Source organism: Microcystis sp. M061S2, assembly GCF_020245605.1.
Lineage (GTDB): Bacteria > Cyanobacteriota > Cyanobacteriia > Cyanobacteriales > Microcystaceae > Microcystis.
Map to the genome: position 1 here is coordinate 17,152 of NZ_JADBUP010000023.1, position 18,527 is coordinate 35,678.

Annotated in this window: 22 protein-coding genes; 14 read left to right on the forward strand and 8 right to left on the reverse strand. The window is 41.9% G+C overall.

Annotation, left to right across the window (positions count from 1 at the left end; genetic code table 11):
* Positions 1-172 precede the first annotated feature (172 nt).
* Complete coding sequence (locus tag IM475_RS04760; protein WP_108937859.1) at positions 173-328, forward strand: type II toxin-antitoxin system HicA family toxin; 156 nt, start codon at positions 173-175, stop codon at positions 326-328.
* Between the two features lie 94 nt (positions 329-422).
* Positions 423-635 (forward strand): type II toxin-antitoxin system HicB family antitoxin, encoded by a 213-nt coding sequence (locus IM475_RS04765; RefSeq protein WP_002776225.1) that lies wholly within the window; start codon positions 423-425, stop codon positions 633-635.
* A 310-nt stretch (positions 636-945) separates the two neighbouring features.
* Here IM475_RS04765 and lspA read toward each other — a convergent pair whose 3' ends face one another.
* The 3 genes from lspA to bioB are packed head-to-tail and all read right to left on the reverse strand — an operon-like array spanning position 946 to position 3,141.
* Positions 946-1,413 (reverse strand): signal peptidase II, encoded by a 468-nt coding sequence (gene lspA, locus IM475_RS04770; protein ID WP_287657788.1) that lies wholly within the window; start codon positions 1,411-1,413, stop codon positions 946-948.
* A gap of 11 nt (positions 1,414-1,424) precedes the next feature.
* Positions 1,425-2,075 carry a biotin transporter BioY gene (locus IM475_RS04775; protein ID WP_287726850.1) on the reverse strand — a complete coding sequence of 217 codons (651 nt, stop codon included), beginning with the start codon at positions 2,073-2,075 and terminating at the stop codon, positions 1,425-1,427.
* Positions 2,047-3,141, reverse strand: coding sequence for a biotin synthase BioB (gene bioB, locus IM475_RS04780; protein ID WP_287657698.1), 1,095 nt, complete (start codon positions 3,139-3,141; stop codon positions 2,047-2,049). The genes IM475_RS04775 and bioB overlap by 29 nt, the downstream gene beginning before the upstream one ends.
* Before the next feature lie 133 nt (positions 3,142-3,274).
* Here bioB and rfbC point away from each other — a divergent pair, with 133 nt between their 5' ends.
* The 6 genes from rfbC to uvrC all read left to right on the forward strand — a co-directional run bounded on the left by rfbC (position 3,275) and on the right by uvrC (position 9,411).
* Entirely contained in the window at positions 3,275-3,820 is a 546-nt protein-coding gene (gene rfbC, locus IM475_RS04785; protein ID WP_287657696.1) for a dTDP-4-dehydrorhamnose 3,5-epimerase, read from the forward strand.
* Positions 3,821-3,825: 5 nt separating this feature from the next.
* Entirely contained in the window at positions 3,826-4,701 is an 876-nt protein-coding gene (rfbD, locus tag IM475_RS04790; protein ID WP_287657694.1) for a dTDP-4-dehydrorhamnose reductase, read from the forward strand.
* Between the two features lie 4 nt (positions 4,702-4,705).
* A complete protein-coding gene (locus IM475_RS04795) occupies positions 4,706-5,779 on the forward strand; it encodes a glucose-1-phosphate thymidylyltransferase (RefSeq protein ID WP_287657692.1) in 1,074 nt (357 codons plus the stop codon).
* A gap of 247 nt (positions 5,780-6,026) precedes the next feature.
* A complete protein-coding gene (leuB, locus tag IM475_RS04800; protein WP_287726851.1) occupies positions 6,027-7,112 on the forward strand; it encodes a 3-isopropylmalate dehydrogenase in 1,086 nt (361 codons plus the stop codon).
* Between the two features lie 79 nt (positions 7,113-7,191).
* Positions 7,192-7,452 (forward strand): hypothetical protein, encoded by a 261-nt coding sequence (locus tag IM475_RS04805; RefSeq protein ID WP_002734814.1) that lies wholly within the window; start codon positions 7,192-7,194, stop codon positions 7,450-7,452.
* 81 nt (positions 7,453-7,533) lie between these two features.
* Positions 7,534-9,411: an excinuclease ABC subunit UvrC gene (gene uvrC, locus IM475_RS04810; protein ID WP_287726852.1), complete on the forward strand. Its 1,878-nt coding sequence runs from the start codon at positions 7,534-7,536 to the stop codon at positions 9,409-9,411.
* A 100-nt stretch (positions 9,412-9,511) separates the two neighbouring features.
* Here the strand turns inward: uvrC and IM475_RS04815 are convergent, their stop codons facing one another.
* Together IM475_RS04815 and IM475_RS04820 are read right to left on the reverse strand one after the other, a co-directional pair.
* Positions 9,512-9,796 (reverse strand): hypothetical protein, encoded by a 285-nt coding sequence (locus IM475_RS04815; RefSeq protein WP_287726853.1) that lies wholly within the window; start codon positions 9,794-9,796, stop codon positions 9,512-9,514.
* On the reverse strand, positions 9,786-10,082 hold the full coding sequence (locus IM475_RS04820) for a BrnT family toxin (protein WP_287726854.1): 297 nt from the start codon (positions 10,080-10,082) through the stop codon (positions 9,786-9,788). Before IM475_RS04820 ends, IM475_RS04815 begins: the two co-directional genes overlap by 11 nt.
* Before the next feature lie 383 nt (positions 10,083-10,465).
* Between IM475_RS04820 and IM475_RS04825 the strand changes: the two genes are divergently transcribed.
* The 4 genes from IM475_RS04825 to IM475_RS04840 all read left to right on the forward strand — a co-directional run bounded on the left by IM475_RS04825 (position 10,466) and on the right by IM475_RS04840 (position 13,749).
* Positions 10,466-12,058, forward strand: a complete 1,593-nt coding sequence (locus tag IM475_RS04825) for a DUF445 domain-containing protein (protein ID WP_287726855.1) — start codon at positions 10,466-10,468, stop codon at positions 12,056-12,058.
* Between the two features lie 107 nt (positions 12,059-12,165).
* Positions 12,166-12,804 (forward strand): DUF2834 domain-containing protein, encoded by a 639-nt coding sequence (locus IM475_RS04830; RefSeq protein ID WP_287726856.1) that lies wholly within the window; start codon positions 12,166-12,168, stop codon positions 12,802-12,804.
* A gap of 130 nt (positions 12,805-12,934) precedes the next feature.
* A complete protein-coding gene (locus IM475_RS04835; RefSeq protein ID WP_002733401.1) occupies positions 12,935-13,228 on the forward strand; it encodes a hypothetical protein in 294 nt (97 codons plus the stop codon).
* A 2-nt stretch (positions 13,229-13,230) separates the two neighbouring features.
* Positions 13,231-13,749 (forward strand): low molecular weight protein-tyrosine-phosphatase, encoded by a 519-nt coding sequence (locus tag IM475_RS04840; protein ID WP_287657683.1) that lies wholly within the window; start codon positions 13,231-13,233, stop codon positions 13,747-13,749.
* 14 nt (positions 13,750-13,763) lie between these two features.
* Here IM475_RS04840 and IM475_RS04845 read toward each other — a convergent pair whose 3' ends face one another.
* Positions 13,764-14,420: a response regulator transcription factor gene (locus tag IM475_RS04845; RefSeq protein ID WP_130756602.1), complete on the reverse strand. Its 657-nt coding sequence runs from the start codon at positions 14,418-14,420 to the stop codon at positions 13,764-13,766.
* Positions 14,421-14,621: 201 nt separating this feature from the next.
* Between IM475_RS04845 and IM475_RS04850 the strand changes: the two genes are divergently transcribed.
* On the forward strand, positions 14,622-15,737 hold the full coding sequence (locus tag IM475_RS04850; RefSeq protein ID WP_287726857.1) for a branched-chain amino acid ABC transporter permease: 1,116 nt from the start codon (positions 14,622-14,624) through the stop codon (positions 15,735-15,737).
* A gap of 83 nt (positions 15,738-15,820) precedes the next feature.
* A complete protein-coding gene (locus IM475_RS04855; RefSeq protein WP_287657680.1) occupies positions 15,821-16,573 on the forward strand; it encodes an ABC transporter ATP-binding protein in 753 nt (250 codons plus the stop codon).
* On the opposite strand, the gene hisH is transcribed toward IM475_RS04855, so the two are convergent.
* Both hisH and IM475_RS04865 read right to left on the reverse strand, forming a co-directional pair.
* Positions 16,562-17,200 (reverse strand): imidazole glycerol phosphate synthase subunit HisH, encoded by a 639-nt coding sequence (gene hisH, locus IM475_RS04860; protein ID WP_287657678.1) that lies wholly within the window; start codon positions 17,198-17,200, stop codon positions 16,562-16,564. The two genes, IM475_RS04855 and hisH, sit on opposite strands and share 12 nt — an antisense overlap.
* Positions 17,201-17,486: 286 nt before the next feature.
* The gene (locus IM475_RS04865; RefSeq protein WP_287726858.1) at positions 17,487-18,527 is read right to left on the reverse strand and encodes a sulfate/molybdate ABC transporter ATP-binding protein; all 1,041 of its coding nucleotides are present in this window, start codon (positions 18,525-18,527) and stop codon (positions 17,487-17,489) included.

Here is an 18,527-nt window from a genome sequence, read left to right on the forward strand (position 1 = left end):
TTTTGGGTGGGCAATGCTCACCCGATCGAGGATAACTAATCGTGTTAAGATTAGGTTAGGGATTAAAGTTAGGGAGAAAGCTAGAGTAAACGCCCAAAATTTCACATTTACAAACACTTTATACCATGATGTTGAGAGAGCCGACTATTTTGCTTGTATATATATTGGATGTATGAGTAAACAGGATAAATTATTGATTAAAATTCTTTTAGGTAATTCTGATGCTAACATTCCCTTCGAGCAACTTTGTCAACTACTGAGGAAATTAGGATTTGATCAACGAATAGGAGGAAGTCATCATATTTTTACTAAAGAAGGAGTTGAATAAATTTTAAATCTGCAACCCAAACAAGGAAAAGCCAAAGTCTATCAAGTTAAGCAAATTCGTAGTCTGATTTTAAAATATAAGTTAGGATATCAAGATGAAAATTCGTTATGAACTGATTATTTACTGGAGTAATGAGGATCAACTATTTATCGTTGAAGTTCCAGAACTGGCAGGATGTATGGCTGATGGAGAAACTTATCAAGAAGCTGTGCAAAATGCTGAAATCATTATTCAACAATGGATTGAAACAGCACAGGAATTAGGCCGAGAAATTCCTGAACCTAAAGGACGTTTATTATTTGCTTGAACAAGCACACGAATATGTAATACTAAATCCAGTTATTAAAAACTGATTATCTATTCTCCCCAACCCCCCCCGATGTCGGGGGGTTGCCTTTTGCATGAGTGCCTCTGCTGATATGTAGCTTATACTCAACAGATTTATTATGATTGGTACTCAACAGGAATTATCTAGATTTACAAAATATTTAAATGATCAGGACTCCAGGAATATAATACTAAATCCCCATTTTTTTTGAACAGAAAAAGTAAGGGCGAAGCATTCGGATAGGAAATCTACGGTTTCAGCGATAGGTTATCGCTCGAATGCTTCGCCCCTACGGGACCCTTGACTTGTGGGGAAAGGTAGAAATTAATAGGCAAATAATCCCGATATTAATAAAAACGTCGGCCAGATTAAAAACAGGAAAATTAATCAATCGAAAATCGAGAAAATCCACCACATAACCAAACAAAAAGCGATCAATGCCATTGCCGAAAGCCCCTGCTAAAATAAAACCGTAGGCTAATTGTTCCCAACGATTTAAATGCGGTCCAAAGTAAGCAAAAGCCATTAATCCCAAACTAACTAATAAGGATAGCCATTTTAGCCAACCAACACCGCCCCGAAAAGCACTAAAAGCCGCCCCAGTATTAATCACATAGGTAAAATGAAAAACCCCCGGAATAATCGGGAAAGTATCACCAATTTGCTCAAAACTCTGCACGGTTATATACTTAGTTAATTGGTCTAAAATTAGACCAAGCACCGCCACTATCCAAAACCAGCGATTCTTTTTTAACATTGGCTGTGGCATCAATAAAATAATAATTTACGGAAGAAAAAGGCAATAATTGCCACCACACAAATTACTACTAACTGCCCTAAAAATGGCCAGACTGAATAATTCATAAATAGGGTGGGCAAACTATCGGGAAAGGTGATTTGACCGGCTTGGGGCTGAAAAATCGACAATCCCAGCATATATAATAAACCGCACAGATGAATCACTAACAAACCAGCAAAAGCACTTAAAGCCAGAGTTTCTATCTTGGCCCGCCAGCGAAAAGCCAGCCAACCACACAGCCATGCCCCCGGCATAAAGCCTAAAATATAGCCAAAACTGGCTTCTTTCAGATAACCCATTCCCCCACCCTGGGCAAACACGGGCAACCAAGTTAAACCGAGAAAAATATAGGCCACCTGGGCGAGAAGCCCAGCATTTTTGCCCCCCAGACAGCCCGTTAATAATACTGCGCCAATTTGGTAAGTTATGCCTAGTTTTTGCGAAGATAGACCCGTAGCCGACCAACTAGCTAGACTGACTGGAACAAATGTACTGAAAATTGTCAGCAACAAACCAATCAAGGCCCAGAGTAACTCATTGGGAACCGATGAGGAAGCGCGCCGGGGCGGAGATTCTCGTCCTCGACGTGATTTAGGTTGCCTGTTGGGGTTGATATTCACCGGGGATGGGGGCTTCTCCTCCTATTAAACTAAGATCAGCCAACATCGCCTGATCCTGTTGGGGCGGTTGTCCTAGAGTGGTCAAATAATGTCCAATCAGCATAGCATTAATTCCCGATTTTAGCCCCAGATTTTGCAATTCTCCCATCACCGCCTCTCGTCCCCCGGCATAACGGAGGATTTGTTGGGGTAAAATAAACCGGAAAATAGCGATCGCTTTTAGGGCAGTCAAGGGATCCAGTTTGGGTAAATGACCTAAAGGGGTGCCACTTCTGGGGTTTAATAGGTTAATCGGCACGGATTCCACTTCTAATTCCGCCAGGGAAAAAGCTAAATCGATACGATCGGTCCAACTTTCCCCCATACCGATAATTCCGCCCGTACAAGCCTGAATTCCTGCCGCTTTCAGGTTTTTTACCGTTTCTACCCGATCCTGCCAACTGTGGGTGGAGACGACGTTAGGATAAAAATTCTCGGAAGCCTCCAGATTGTGATTATAACGGGTAACTCCGGCTTCTTTTAAGGCCTGGGCTTGGGGGAGGGTTAACTCTCCCAGGGCGCAACAGGGTTTAATCTTGGCCGTTTCGATGATTTCTTGAACTGTGGCCAGTATTTCCTCGAATTCCTGCGATTTAGGGCTATTGTACTTTAATCCCCGACCTTGACTAACTAAACAGAAGCGTTTGGCCCCCGCTTCGGCTGCCGCTTTCGCATGGCTGACGATTTCCTCGCGACTTTTTAAACCGTAGATAGGCGAATCTTGACCGGGATGGTGGGCGGATTGGGAACAAAAACTGCAATTTTCCGAACAACTTCCCGATTTTATGTTGATAATGCTACATAAATCCACCGTATTGCCACAACAGGCCTGACGAATGAGATCGGCAGCCTCACATAAGCTGAAAATATTTTCCTGACCTTCGATCGCAGTTAAAGCTAGGGCCTCTTGCTTACTGAGTCGATCGCCGGCGATAATCTGATTAGCCCTAGTCTGTAACCAGTTTTTTAAGGCTTCTCCCTCCACGGGGATAGATTGAGTAGCGGTGTGTGTAGAGACTTGTACCACGTCGTTTATGCTCTAACTAAGTTAGGCTCATCTTATCATTATTCAGTTACCGAGGAAAGATTAATAAAAAACTTTAGAAAAAAATACCCTTTTGTGCTAGACTACCCGCAAAAGTTATCTTGTCTCCGATTTTATGAAAGTTATTCCGACGGAAATTCCTGATGTTTTAATTATTGAACCGCAAGTTTACGGAGACGATCGAGGTTTTTTCTTGGAGAGTTTTAATCAGAAAGATTTTCGAGAAAAAACTGGGGTTAATACCACTTTTGTCCAGGATAATCACTCTATGTCCTTAAAAAATGTCCTGCGAGGATTGCACTATCAAATCCCCAATCCCCAGGGTAAACTGGTGCGAGTAGTGAGCGGTAGTGTTTTTGATGTGGCAGTGGATGCGCGTCAAAGTTCCCCCACTTTTGGGCAATGGGTAGGCTGTATTTTAAGTGCGGAAAATAAACGTATTTTCTGGGTTCCTGAAGGTTTTGCCCATGGCTTTCTAGTCCTCTCCGACCGAGCAGAATTTCTCTACAAAACCACTAATTATTATTATCCCCAATACGAAAAAACTATTTTATGGAATGATGCCGATTTAGGGATTGATTGGCCCCTAGAGACTCCGCCGATTCTCTCCCCTAAAGACCAAGCTGGACAACCCTTTAAATCCGTGGAAGTTTTCCCCTAAAGACGATGAAAAAAGTTTTATTAATTGGTGCTAAAGGTCAAGTAGGACAAGAGTTACAAGTAACTTTACCGCAGTTAGGTGAAGTTATTAGTATCAGTCGAGAAGAACTAGATTTAACCAACTCGGAAAAAATCGGCCAGTTAATTAGGGAAATTCACCCCGATTATCTGGTTAATGCCGCCGCTTATACGGCAGTGGATAAAGCCGAAACCGAGCCAGATTTAGCCTATTCTATCAATGCTACAGCCCCAAAAATCATGGCGGAATCTGCCGAAAAAATTAAAGCTAAATTTCTCCATATTTCCACCGATTATGTGTTTGATGGTCGAAAAAATACCCCCTATCTAGAAACCGATCTAACTAATCCTTTAGGGGTTTATGGACAATCAAAGTTAAGGGGAGAAGAGGAGATTAAAACTGTTAATTCTCAGGCAATTATCCTGCGGACTGCTTGGGTTTACGGCAGTTATGGCAAAAGTAATTTTGTTAAAACCATGCTGAGATTAGGCAAGGAAAGAGAGGAGTTAAAAGTAGTTGTTGATCAGGTGGGAAGTCCCACTTGGGCAAAAGATATCGCCGCGGCAATTACTCAGCTTTTAATTAATGCCGATAATCCCGCAGGAATCTATAATTTTACTAATAGCGGTGTCGCCAGTTGGTTTGATTTAACTAAAGCAATTTTTGAGGAGGCAAAAATAAGCGGTATTCCCCTAAAAATTCAGAGAGTAATTCCGATTACTTCTGCTGAATATCCTACCCCGGCGGTGCGTCCGGCCTACTCGGTTCTTTCCGGTCAAAAAATCTCGCAAGAATTGGGTTATATTCCTCCCTATTGGCGGGATTCTCTCAAAGCTATGCTCAACCAACTATTTAATCTTTAAAACTATGAAAGCACTAATTTTATCCGGTGGTAAAGGTACGAGGTTACGTCCCCTAACTTATACCGGGGCAAAACAGTTAGTTCCCGTTGCCAATAAACCGATTTTATGGTATGGAATCGAGTCAATTGTGGCCGCAGGAATTACCGATATTGGCATTATTATCAGTCCCGAAACTGGGGAAGAAATTCGTCAGACCACGGGCAGTGGTGAACAGTTTGGAGCTAAGATAACTTATATTCGTCAAGACCAACCGGCGGGATTAGCTCACGCGGTTAAAACTGCCCAATCTTTCCTAGGAGATTCCCCCTTTATTATGTACTTGGGTGATAACCTAATTGAGGATGATTTATCGCCCTTTTTAGACTCTTTCCACAAACAGTCCCTTGATGCTTTAATTCTCCTGCGAAAAGTGTCTAATCCTAGTGCTTTTGGGGTGGCAAAAGTAGATGAAACCGGCAAGGTTTTATACCTAGTCGAAAAACCCAAAGACCCCCCCTCAAATTTAGCTTTGGTGGGGATTTATTTTTTTGCCCCCACCATTCATCAAGCGATCGCATCTATTCAACCTTCGGGCCGGGGTGAGTTAGAAATTACCGACGCTATCCAAGAATTAATCAATCAAAATAAAGCAGTAGAAGCCAATAAACTACTGGGTTGGTGGTTAGATACGGGTAAAAAAGATGATTTATTAGAAGCCAATCGGATTATCCTTGATACCAGTCTAGAAATCGCTTTGCGGGGAGAAATTGATGCTAATAGTCAGGTGATCGGACGGGTACAAATTGGTCAGGGTAGTAAAATTATTAATAGTACCATTCGCGGCCCTGTCATTATCGGAGAAAATTGTCACATTGAGAATTGTTTTATCGGTCCCTATAGCAGTGTGGCTAATGGAGTAAAATTAATCGATGCCGACATAGAACACAGTGTTATTCTCAAAGATGCCACGATTATTGGCATTCATCAGCGCATAGTTGATAGTGTTATCGGACGACGGGCAAAATTAGAAATCGCTCCCCAACGTCCAAAAGCTTTACGCTTTATGATCGGGGATGATTCCCATGTAGAATTAGTGTAGTTATCAGGGATTAACTACCCCTTTAATTAGGGTTTGCGGCAAAAAGTTTTTCCTAGGTGTAGGCTGTAGGATTTTACCGATTTTCAGGGAAAAAGTACCTGAATTTTCCCCCCAATCACTCCAATCCCTGGCACTTTTTGCTGGGAAACAATTCTAAAAGCCTTATCCAACAAGGTTTTTAGATTTATTCAGCCAACCCTAACTATGTTATAATCAAGAGTCCGACCTATTTTACCGTTCTAGAACTATGACGCAACAGTATCGCATTACCCTACTACCCGGCGATGGCATCGGGCCGGAAATCCTCGCTGTCACCGTAGAGATACTGAAAGTCATCGCTAAAAAATTTGACCTCCAGTTTGACTTCCAAACCGCTTTAATTGGAGGGGCAGCCATTGATGAAACCGGCAATCCCCTCCCCGAAGCAACCCTGAGCGCCTGTAAAAATAGTGATGCTGTTCTCTTGGCCGCTATCGGGGGTTATAAATGGGATAATTTACCCCGGCAGCAAAGGCCAGAAACGGGATTATTAGGCTTAAGATCCGGCTTAGGTCTTTTTGCTAATTTGCGTCCTGCCACCATTTTTCCGCAATTAATCGACGCTTCTAGTCTCAAACGGGAGATTATCGAGGGAGTGGATATCATGGTCGTCCGGGAATTGACCGGGGGTGTCTACTTCGGTCAACCGAAGGGGATTTTTGAGACGGAAACGGGAGAAAAATGCGGTGTAAATACCATGGTTTACTTGGAATCGGAGGTGGACCGCATCGCTAAGGTGGCCTTTGAAATTGCCCAAAAACGCGGCAATAAACTCTGTTCCGTCGATAAAGCTAATGTTCTTGATGTTTCCCAACTCTGGCGCGACCGGATGACGAAAATGGCTGCTAATTATCCCGATGTGGAACTTTCCCATCTCTACGTCGATAACGCAGCCATGCAGTTAGTCCGGGCCCCCAAACAATTTGATACTATTGTCACGGGCAATTTATTCGGTGATATTCTCTCCGATGAAGCGGCCATGTTAACCGGTAGTATCGGAATGTTACCCTCCGCTAGTTTAGGGACTGCCGGGGTGGGAGTTTTTGAACCCGTCCACGGTTCGGCCCCGGATATCGCCGGCCAAGATAAAGCCAATCCGATCGCCCAAATTCTCAGCGCTGCTATGATGTTAAAATATGGGCTAAATCAGCCTTTAGCGGCAGCAGCACTGGAAAAAGCCGTGGAAAAAGTCTTAGACCTCGGTTATCGTACCGGAGATATTTTCTCGGAAGGTATGACCTTAGTGGGATGCCAAGCTATGGGCCAGGCCATCCTGAAAGTTTTAGAATCCTAACAAAAGTGACAAATTCCGAAATCGTCATATACCATTGATTTAATAAATATCTCAATTTAATCGTGGGGAGACGAGTGCTATGGTAGCCCTATCTGAGAAAACAGAACAACAACGTGTCGATATGGAAATCCCAATTTTGTTAGATCCTACTGTCTTAAGGGCAGCCAGACGCATTTATCGCATCTACTGTACCCTCAATAGCCGAGTTAGTAAACGTCCTTTCGGTGTCGCTATTAACCGCGACAATCATCGCGGCCAATTGATTTTTAACAATAAACCGATTCTTCTCCCCGGGGAATGTTTCGTCCCGATTAAGCAAATCGAATCAGAAGCCTATTAATTTTTGTGAAGATTTGCCCCGAATATCTTGCCAAACGTCAGCTAATACCCACTGGCGTAATTTTTTGTCTAATATAAAAGAATGTTCGGGAATAATCTTAACTCTACCCTAATCCAAGACCTCGATCGCCTAGAAAATCGTCTTCGGGAAATTCCCCTCGAACCGGGGGTGTACTTCCTGCGCGACCAAAATGGCGAAATTCTCTACATTGGTAAATCCAAAAAACTCCGGTCTAGAGTCCGTTCCTATTTTCGTCCCAGTCAACCCCTCAGTCCCCGCATTGCTTTAATGGTGCGACAGGTGACGGAAATTGAATTTATCGTCACCGACACAGAAGCAGAATCCTTGGCCCTGGAAGCTAATCTAATTAAACAACATCAGCCCCATTTTAATACTCTCCTCAAGGACGATAAAAAATATCCATACATTTGTATTACTTGGTCGGAAACCTACCCGCGCATTTTTATCACCCGCAAACGTAGGATAAATAACCAAAAAGACCGTTATTATGGTCCCTACGTCGATACCAGGCTGCTGCGCCACACTTTACACCTAATTAAACGCACTTTTCCCCTGCGTCAACGTCCCCAACCTCTGTTTAAAGACCGTCCCTGTTTAAATTATGATATCGGTCGTTGTCCGGGGGTTTGTCAAAAATTAATCAGTCCCCAAGATTATCGAGAAACCTTGCAGAAAGTGGCGATGATTTTTCAGGGAAGGACGGGGGAATTATTAGAGAAATTAGCAGCAAAGATGCTAGAAGCGTCGGAAAACCTAGATTTTGAACAAGCGGCCACGATTAGGGATCAAATTCGCGGATTACAGGCCCTTAATACCGATCAAAAGGTCTCTTTACCTGATGATACCGTATCCCGGGACGCAATCGCTTTAGCTAAGGACGAGCAGCATTGTTGCATACAATTATTCCAAGTGCGTTCTGGTCGTTTGGTGGGACGTTTAGGATTTTTTGCCGATAGTCAGTCAGCAAACGAGGGAGAAATCCTGCAAAAAGTCCTGGAAGAACATTATTTATCGGTGGAAGGGGTGGAAATTCCCAGCGAAATCCTGTTACCCTGCGAATTACCGGAAGGTGAGGTGTTAGCGGGGTGGTTAAGGGAAAAAAAAGGTCGCAAAGTCGAGTTAACTGTTCCCCAACGGCAAAGTAAAGCGGATTTATTAGCTATGGTCGAGAAAAACGCTCTTTATGAGTTAGAAAAGACGAAAAGAAGCGCCGAACGAGATTTACAGTCTTTGCAGGATTTAGCGGTAATTCTCGATTTACCGGCACTACCCCACCGCATCGAGGGTTATGATATTTCTCATATTCAGGGTTCTAATGCAGTCGCGTCGGGAGTGGTGTTTATCGATGGGGTGGCCGCTAATCAACATTATCGTCACTATAAAATCAAAAATCCCGAAGTTAAAATCGGCCATTCCGATGATTTTGCCAGTTTAGCAGAAGTAATTCGCCGGCGTTTCCGTCGTTATGTCGAAAATCCCGATAATATTGCCGAAAGTGATGATTTTCCCGATTTGGTTATGATTGATGGGGGAAAAGGACAATTATCGGCAGTGGTGGCAGTTTTAGGGGAGATGAATTTATTAGAACAGGTAAAAGTTGTTAGTTTAGCTAAACAGAGAGAGGAGATTTTTTTACCAGGGGAATCCTCTCCTTTAGAGACGGATAAGGAACAACCCGGAGTGCAATTATTGCGTCGAGTCAGGGATGAAGCGCATCGCTTTGCTGTTAGCTTTCACCGACAACAAAGGATGCAAAAAAGTCGCCGTTCCCGTTTGGATGAGATACCGGGGTTAGGTTTTAAGCGACAAAAAGATTTATTAGCTCATTTTCATTCTCTGGATTATATTCGCGAAGCTTCCCTAGAACAATTGCAACAGGTGACAGGAATTGGGGAACAATTAGCTAAGGAAATTTATAATTATTTTCATCCTAGGTAGGGATAAGCTGTTGAAGAATATCTAAGGGGGGTTATGATGAGAATATCTTCAATAAAACTCTACGTTCTACAAGCGATCGCACTACAACTAAAAACCTAGACTAACGCGGAGTAACTTCACTCAACGCTTCTTGCAGCACTTCATCACTTACACCATGACGCTTCAAACTAGCAACGAGAGCAGAAATTGTATCTCCCTCTAGACGCTCCAAATCCGCACGCAGCCCTTGTCCAATGTAAGCACGGATCAAAGGTTGATAACCTGAGAAACCAAGTAACGGTGCAACCCGCTTTAAATCTTCAATCACATCTTCGGGAATACGAATCGTGATTGTAGTCATAGGGCGATTTTTCTCCAGTCGTTTTTTTAATGCCTCAACTTTCATAATACTCACGTTCCTTGCGTGTGGCTTTGCGAGCCGAAATGATCCGAATGATGTCGTTTTCATGCTCAATATAGACGACGTACAGGAGATTCCACCGTCTATCTAACCCAATGATCGCATCTCGTGCCTCATCATTGCGACTTGCATCAACAACAACCAGCAGTGGATCGAAGAAGACTTCTGCTGCTTGCTGAAACGTAATACCGTCATGGTTGATCGGGTTAATCCTAGATTTCTCGTCATTCCAAACAAAAGTAATGCCACTGAGGACAAAATAGACATCCATACTTGTAGTATAGGCAGGATGTATTTACATTGTCAATACTTTATTAACACACCCTACGAGAGCAGCAATTATTATAGGTTGGGTTGACGCAAGGAAAAACACCCTACGAGGCTCTAGGCTTATTGACAGATAAAAATCAATTCAGGGTGATTTTATGCTAATCTGCAACTTACCGACTTATAATAAAAATGTTCTTGCCAAAGAAGTTGTAGCTAACTGCTTAACTGAATCTGCTAGGATGCTATTACAGAATAGAAGACTACATCTATTAATTGCTGAGGCAGAACTAAGTTTAACCGCTCCTTTTTTAACTACTTATATCGCTTTCAGGCAAAAAATTAGGCGTTTTGGTTTACCATAGTCAAAGTGTGCTTTCTAGGCTAATGACTTTGACTAAAAACCCCGTGAGCAGAAACCGTCGTTTTTCCCCGCGCAATCTCTTTGAGACTTGCATGGCCCTGTTGGTATTATGTAATTATATTCTGGTTATTTTCGATTTAACCTATATTCCCCTGCGAGATTTTTGGTTACAGGGACGCTTGCAAATAACTTTATTAAGATTTAATGAACCAATAAAATTCGGGCCGATTTCCTTTCAAGAATTACAAATACCTCCCGATAAACCCCTAGAAATTCCCTTTGTTAAAGGAATCGCTAAGTATGATGTGGTGAAAGGGATTAAACCCTATCGCAGTACCAGTGAATATTTAGATACGGTTAATAAACTTAATCAAATAATTAATCAAAAACTCTTTAACCCAGAGTTTAATCTGGGAGAATATCGCCAAGAGATTGAGAAAATTTTAGAAAATTTGCGCCAGAAGAGTGTCAATATGGTCGATAATAATCCCTTTGCCTCGGCGGAGAAAACTGGGACTTTAGAGAAGATTAAAAATAAAATGCGCTTGCGGGTTTTTAAAACAGAAAATGTTTCCGCAAAAGCAGCCTTTCAGAAGTTTTGGACTTGGGATTATCTCAGTCAAAATGGCTGGGAAAAAGAGTTGAAATTTTTTAATCAAGAAATTCAACCTTTAATAGAAACTAATTATTTTCGTCCCCTAGGAGAAGATGGGAGACCGATAGATAACTTTGAGGCGATCAATTTTTTATTTGGTACCATCTTTTTCTGGGAATTTATGCTGAGAACTTGGTGGATTGCTCGCACTCATAAAGGCCTGCGTTGGCGCGAGGCTATGTTATGGCGATGGTACGATATTTTTCTGTTTATTCCTATCTGGAGATGGTTGCGATTTATTCCTACCGTTATTCGCCTAGATCAAGTTAAAATTATTAACTTAAGGTTGATTAAAGAACAGGCAGTTAAAGGTTTAGTTGCGCTAATTTCTAAAGATATTACTGAGATAATTGTCCTGAGAATTATTAATAAAATTCAGGAATATATTCGACGGGGACAAGTGGAGAAATTTCTCGATCGATCCCTCAATGGCGGCTATAATAATCTCAATGATACTAATGAAGTTATTGAAATTTTTCAGTTAGTAGTTAATAGCACCGTTAACAAGGTTTTACCGCAAGTTAAACCAGAAGCAGAAGCTTTAATTAAATACAATATCGAGAAAATTCTCAGTCAAACTCCCGCTTATCAAAGCTTATTGCGATTACCCGGGATGAAAGGATTAAAAACTGACTTGAGCAATCGTCTATCTAGTCAATTGTATCAATCCTTTGTTAATATAGCGGAAAAGATTACCCAGGAAGACGAAGTTTTTGAGCGTTTAGTTCAGCAATTAGTCCAGCGTTTCGGGCAATCTCTCGCTGGGGAATTACAATCCCGTCACAGTCTAGAAAGAATCGAGATGTTATTAATTATCTTCCTAGAAGAAGTGAAATTAAACTATGTAGAAGAATTCTCGGATGAAGACTTAGAAACTATCCTCGAACAAACTCGCTTACTCCACTCTAAAAGTGCAGAAATTCCCCCAGTAGAAACTATGAATCCTCGTCGTCTTCCCTAAAAATTAATGATCATTGATTAGGTAATCTTGCTTGACATTTTGATCACTTTTGTACTAGAATTTCTGCTGAAACACCCATGACTCAATTAACCTAATTATCTACTCCCATGTCAAGAAAAATTATGCTCGGGTTACTTTGGTTAGGCTTCGGATTATACGCTTTTTTACTAGCACCACCCGATCAACCAGATACAATAAATTTAATTATCGATCTTTGCACTGGAAAATGGCAAGATATCAACCCGTTAATTATCGCTCTTTTTAACCTGATGGGAGTTTGGCCACTTATCTACACTAGCCTTTTAATTATCGATGGTCGTGACCAAAAAATCATCGCTTGGCCCTTTACTTTTGCCTCCTTTGCCGTGGGTGCTTTCGCTATTTTACCCTATCTAACTCTCCGTCAACCCAACAGCAATTTTACCGGTAAAAAAAATCTGGTCATTAAACTTTTAGACTCACCTTGGTTGGGAGTAATTGCCCTAATTACTGCGGCAATTTTAATCGCTTACGGATTAATTAACGGCAATTGGTCTGATTTTTGGCATCAGTGGCAAACTAGCCGTTTTATTCATGTTATGAGTTTAGATTTCTGTCTTTTAACCCTATTATGTCCAATTTTGCTGCAAGATGATCTAACCCGACGGGGGTTAAAAAATCCTTTCCTGTTGCCGGTAATTTCCCTTTTGCCTCTAATCGGTCCGGCAATTTATTTAATTATTCGTCCTCGCTTAGGGGAGAATTAAGGGTAAATTGTCTTGAGCAAACTTAACTATTTCTTGACAAGAGAAGTTCATATTTAACAGAAATTATGCTGAGGTTCCCCTAAAATATGGGGAAAGAGATTAATGTCCAGATTAGAAGGAGTGTTTAACCTTGTTAGAGAGTCAAAAACCCCCTCGGATTTACTGCTTTCAAGCTGATTATCTTGCCTCCCAACAATTTAACCCCCAAGAGATTCCCGCTTGGTTATCCTTAGAAGTAAACTGGCAGGGTTATAGAATTCACACCCTACCCTGGGTAGCAGACGTAGCTAGGGTATTAGGATTATTAGCGATCGAAGATACTCCTCAAGGGTGGCAAGATTATTTAGAAAGCTTGGGATTAGCCAAAATTAGGTTAATGGACAGCGAGGAGTTTTTTGAGGATAAATCTTTATCGGGATGTTAAAAATGCCCTATAATTGGCAATTTAGTGATGATTCTACCAGTGAATTTATGCCCTATAAACTACTCTTCGTCTGTTTAGGCAATATCTGTCGTTCTCCCGCTGCCGAGAATATCATGAATTATCTGATTGAACAAGAAGGATTAGGCAATAAAATCCTCTGTGATTCTGCGGGGACTGCCGGTTATCATATCGGTTCTCCTCCTGATTCTCGCATGAATACGGCGGCCAAAAAACGAGGTATTCCTCTGCAAGGGACAGCCAGACAATTTACCCGCGAGGATTTCGATAATTTTGATCTAATCCTAGCCATGGATAAATCAAATTATCAAGATATTTTATCCCTAGATTGGACAGGAAAATATCAAGAAAAGGTCAAGTTAATGTGTGACTATTCCCGTTATCACCCAGAAAAAGAAGTTCCCGATCCCTACTACGGTGGTCGTGAAGGTTTTGACCGCGTAATCGAGCTACTTTTAGACTCCTGTGGCAGTCTTTTGGAGGAAGTAAAAAACAAAATTTAAGTTTTTTCTTTCAGCTAATCGATTAATCTATGTTCGAGGGAAAAACGAACCAATTCGGCCCGATTGTTAGTAATTGTTTTTCTGAGTAAACTACTAACATATTTCTCGATCGTGCGAGAACTAAGATGCAGTTTTTGCCCAATTTCACTATTAGAAAGTCCCCGGGCTAAATGTTCTAACACTTCCCGCTCGCGATTAGTTAACTTAAAATCGTCCTGTAAAGAAGAAGTTAAAACATCCCTAGTTTTGGGGCTTTCTTCCGGTTTTAATTTCTGATATTGACGTTCACTTTGCACCATTTGCGCTCGCTCTAAAAGATTGCGAATAACCGCTTTTAATTCCTCCATCTCAAAAGGTTTAGGAAGATAGATATCACAACCCACTTGATAACCGCGAATTCTTTCCTCTGTTGACCCTCTTTCGGTTAAAAAAATTACTGGTAATAACCTAAATTCTGGCTGTTGCCGCACCTTAGTCACCAAAGAATAACCGTCTAAACGCGGCATTTTGATATCCGATACCAAAAGATGGGGATGATAGGTATCCAATAAATTCAAAGCTTCCAAACCATTGCTCGCCGCCACCACACTATAACCTGCTAATTCTAAATAGTCTTTGACCGCTAGGCGGATACCGGGGTCATCATCGGCAATTAGAATCAAAAGAGGCATAGAAATTAACAGGACAAGGTTTTTTCAGTATTGATAGCCTAGCACCCTCCGCTCGTCACAATTGTCCATCAAGCTACAGAGGCGGTTGCAACTGATATTATACTAGCAGTAACCAGCTTTTTCAGTGATCAGATGTGAGTTTTTAGCTTTTTTCTCCCCATCTCCCCACTCCCCCAACCCCTTGTTTACTTTTTACTTAAGATGACAGATTATTTAGTTTCCCTGACAATTTGGGCGGGTATTTACGCAATTTTTGCCCTCGGTTTAAATCTACAATGGGGATTTACTGGCTTAATTAACTTTGGTCACGTTGCTTTTGCCACTTTAGGGGCTTATGCAACGGTTTTATTAACTTTACAGGGTGTACCGATGATTTTTGCCGCCATTGTCGGGGCGATCCTAGGGGCATTGTTGGGATTGGCTATCGGTTTTTCCACCCTGAGATTAAGAGCCGATTATCTAGCGATTGTCACCATCGGGGTGTCTGAGTTAATTCGTTTGCTGGTGCTTAACGAGGATTGGTTAACGAAAGGCAGTTTCGGACTACAACGTTATCCCCTACCTTTGGATATAAATCCCAGTTTTTCCTTTAAATTATTAATTATTGCCCTGTTTACCCTGCTTGCTATCTTTGCTCTCTGGCAATTGGGGCGCAATCTGCAACGACAATGGCGCGAAGCTGGGCAAATTAGCGGTAAAAGCTATCAACCGACGCAAAAGAGAGCTTTAATCTTTTGGGGGTTGTTAGGGGCGATAATACTGCTTTTTCTGTATATAAACGGTGTAATTGCCTTGAATGACTATAATTACAAAGCGGGGCTGATGGTGGTAGTTTTAGTCCTCCTCGCTCTCGTTTATACTGGTTTAGAATTACTTTTGCGATCGCCTTGGGGTCGCATCCTCAAAGCGATTCGGGAAGATGAAGAAATTCCCCGGGCTTTGGGAAAAAATGTCTTTTGGTATAAGTTACAATCTTTGATGTTAGGCGGTGCGATCGCTGGTTTGGCCGGGGCTTTTTTAGCCTGGCAATTAACCACTATTTACCCGACTAATTTTGAACCGTTATTGACTTTTAACGCTTGGATTATTATCATTCTCGGTGGCTCTGGTAGCAATGCCGGCACCTTACTAGGATCAATAATTTTCTGGGCTTACGATTCCCTGACTCGCTTTATTCTACCCCAATTAGATATTTTTAATGATAGCCAATTAGGGGCTTTACGGATTATGATTATCGGTCTGCTGCTCATGGTTTTAATGATCTGGCGCCCCCAGGGTATCCTCGGCAAAAAAGAGGAGTTAACTTTGGGAAAATAATTTCAGTTATCAGTTATCAGTTATCAGTTCACTGTTTACTGAAAACACTTCATAATTCATAATTCATAATTCATAATTCATATATGTTACTTTCTGCCAAAGGATTATCGAAAAGTTTTGGGGGCATTCGCGCCGTCAATAATGCTTATTTGGAGGTGCCGCAGGGCAGCATCACCGGGTTAATCGGACCAAATGGAGCCGGCAAAACTACACTTTTTAACCTTTTATCTAATTTTATTCGCCCGGATAAAGGAGAAGTTTTTCTTGATGGTCAGCCCATTCATCAGCTGCCTCCCTATCAAATTGCCCTGAAAGGATGTGTGAGAACTTTTCAAGTCGCCAGGGTATTATCCCGATTAACGGTGTTAGAAAATATGCTCTTAGCTAGTCCTGGACAAACGGGAGAAAATTTTCTGAAAGTCTGGTTTCAGGGGGCAAAAATTCGCCAACAGGAACAGGAAAATCGTGACAAAGCTTTGGACATATTAGATTCGATCGGTCTGGTAGAGAAAGCGCAGGATTATGCGGGAGCTTTATCGGGAGGACAGCGGAAATTATTAGAGATTGGCCGAGCGCTAATGACCGAGCCAAAATTAATTTTATTAGATGAACCAGCCGCCGGAGTTAATCCCACTTTAATCGGTCAAATCAGCGACCATATTATTGAATGGAATCGTCAGGGAATTACCTTTTTAATTATCGAGCATAATATGGATGTGATTATGTCCCTTTGTCACTACGTTTGGGTATTAGCAGAAGGGACAAATTTAGCCGATGGCATTCCCAGCGAAATCCAAAAAAACGAGCGGGTTTTAAAGGCTTATTTAGGAGACTAAAGCTAATTTTTGCACCTGTTCAACAAAGTTAGCCAGAATTTTTAAGCCATTAGTCGAGGATTTTTCCGGGTGAAACTGCACCGCTACCAAACGATCACGAGCGATCGCTGCTGTCACCGTTTGACTGCCGTGGGTGACGGTAGCGGCAGTCAGATGACTATCAAGGGGATCGACATAATAGGAATGGACAAAATAGACGTGAGGATGGGGGGGTAATCCCTGCCAAAGAGCATGATCCGGCTGGGTGAAGTCTAATTGATTCCAACCCATGTGGGGAATGGTAATGCCCGGTTCCGAGCGAAAACGGCGCACTGTCCCCGGAATAATCCCTAAACCCGCCTCTTGTCCTTCCTCCGATGAGTCAAAGAGAATTTGTAAACCGAGACAGATACCGAGAAAGGGTTTACCATTAGCGATCGCCGCTTTGATCGGTTTTTCGAGATGACGAGCGCGAATTTGCCGGACAGCAGGATCAAAAGAACCGACTCCGGGTAACACAATAGCGTCAGCTTTTTCCAGATCTAGGGGAGAATCGGTAATTTTCGGCACTGCACCCACGGTTTCCAGTCCTTTACAGGCAGAGTGCAGATTTCCCATGTCGTAATCGATGACAGCGATTAAGGTCATTGCTATATACTGATCAGGCGATGACCTTATTTTAGAGCAATCACACTACTAAATTAGCCCTTGACTCAAAAGTTGTTAAATGGGATTTGAACCCGCAACCAGCTACTTACAAATCAGCCCTGCATAACTGATAAAACCCTTTTCCCACAACAAACACAGGGCCATCTCAATCCTTGACAATCGCTTTCGCCAGAATTACAGCCAGCCGAGAGATTGTCTTCCCTAGTCGATGAACCTCTGGTTAAACTTTATCTTGATGAGAAAAGCTGTAACACAACTAAAGTTTTTAAATTGAATAATCGATAACTTTCTCACTTTTATTGTCAAAATCAGTGAGTAAGGTCGCTTTTCTCGGTTTTAAATGTACCGTTTGTTCTGGTTGTAACTGTAATTGCTTGTATTCCTCACGATTGAGGTAAGCCACCACCATTTCCCCATCGGCTAACATTAATTCTACTTGTATTTCCCAGCCTAAATGAATAACTCTTTTTACCACTGCCCAACTATTCAACCCATCTTGATTGGGCATAATTTCCAGGTCGTGGGGACGGATAAAAACGGTGGAATTATGCCCCTGATGATGCCCATTTCCTAATCCTGCTAGATTAGGTAAGATATTCACTTCCCCAATAAACTGCATCACAAAAGGTGTGGCCGGATGATCATAAATTTCGGCAGGAGAACCCACCTGTTCAATTTTACCATGATTCATCACGACAATCGTATCGGCCACTTCCATTGCTTCCTCTTGATCGTGGGTAACAAAAACACTGGTAACGTGAACTTCTTCGTGTAAATTTCTCAGCCATACCCTTAATTCTTTTCTGACTTTTGCATCTAAAGCTCCAAAAGGTTCATCTAATAATAATACATTCGGTTGAATGGCTAAAGCGCGGGCTAAAGCTACTCGCTGCCGTTGTCCTCCCGATAATTGGGCGGGGTAGCGATCGCCTAATCCTTGTAATTGAATTAATTCTAACAGTTCCTCAACTCTTTTCTTAATTACTGGCGATTTTTGCTGGCGAATTTCTAGACCAAAAGCAATATTTTGACGAACAGTTAAATGTTTAAATAGGGCATAATGTTGGAAAACAAAGCCGATATTTCTCCGTCTAGGATCCAGATGGGTGGTATCTTGCCCGTTAATGATAATTGCGCCACTATCGGGAGTTTCTAATCCCGCAATTGAACGTAATAAGGTGGATTTTCCCGATCCCGATGGTCCGAGGAGGGCGACTAATTTGCCTTCAGGAATGGTTAAACTGATATTATCTAAGGCTTGAAAATTGCCGAAACGTTTAGAAACTTGCTGGATAGTAATACTCAT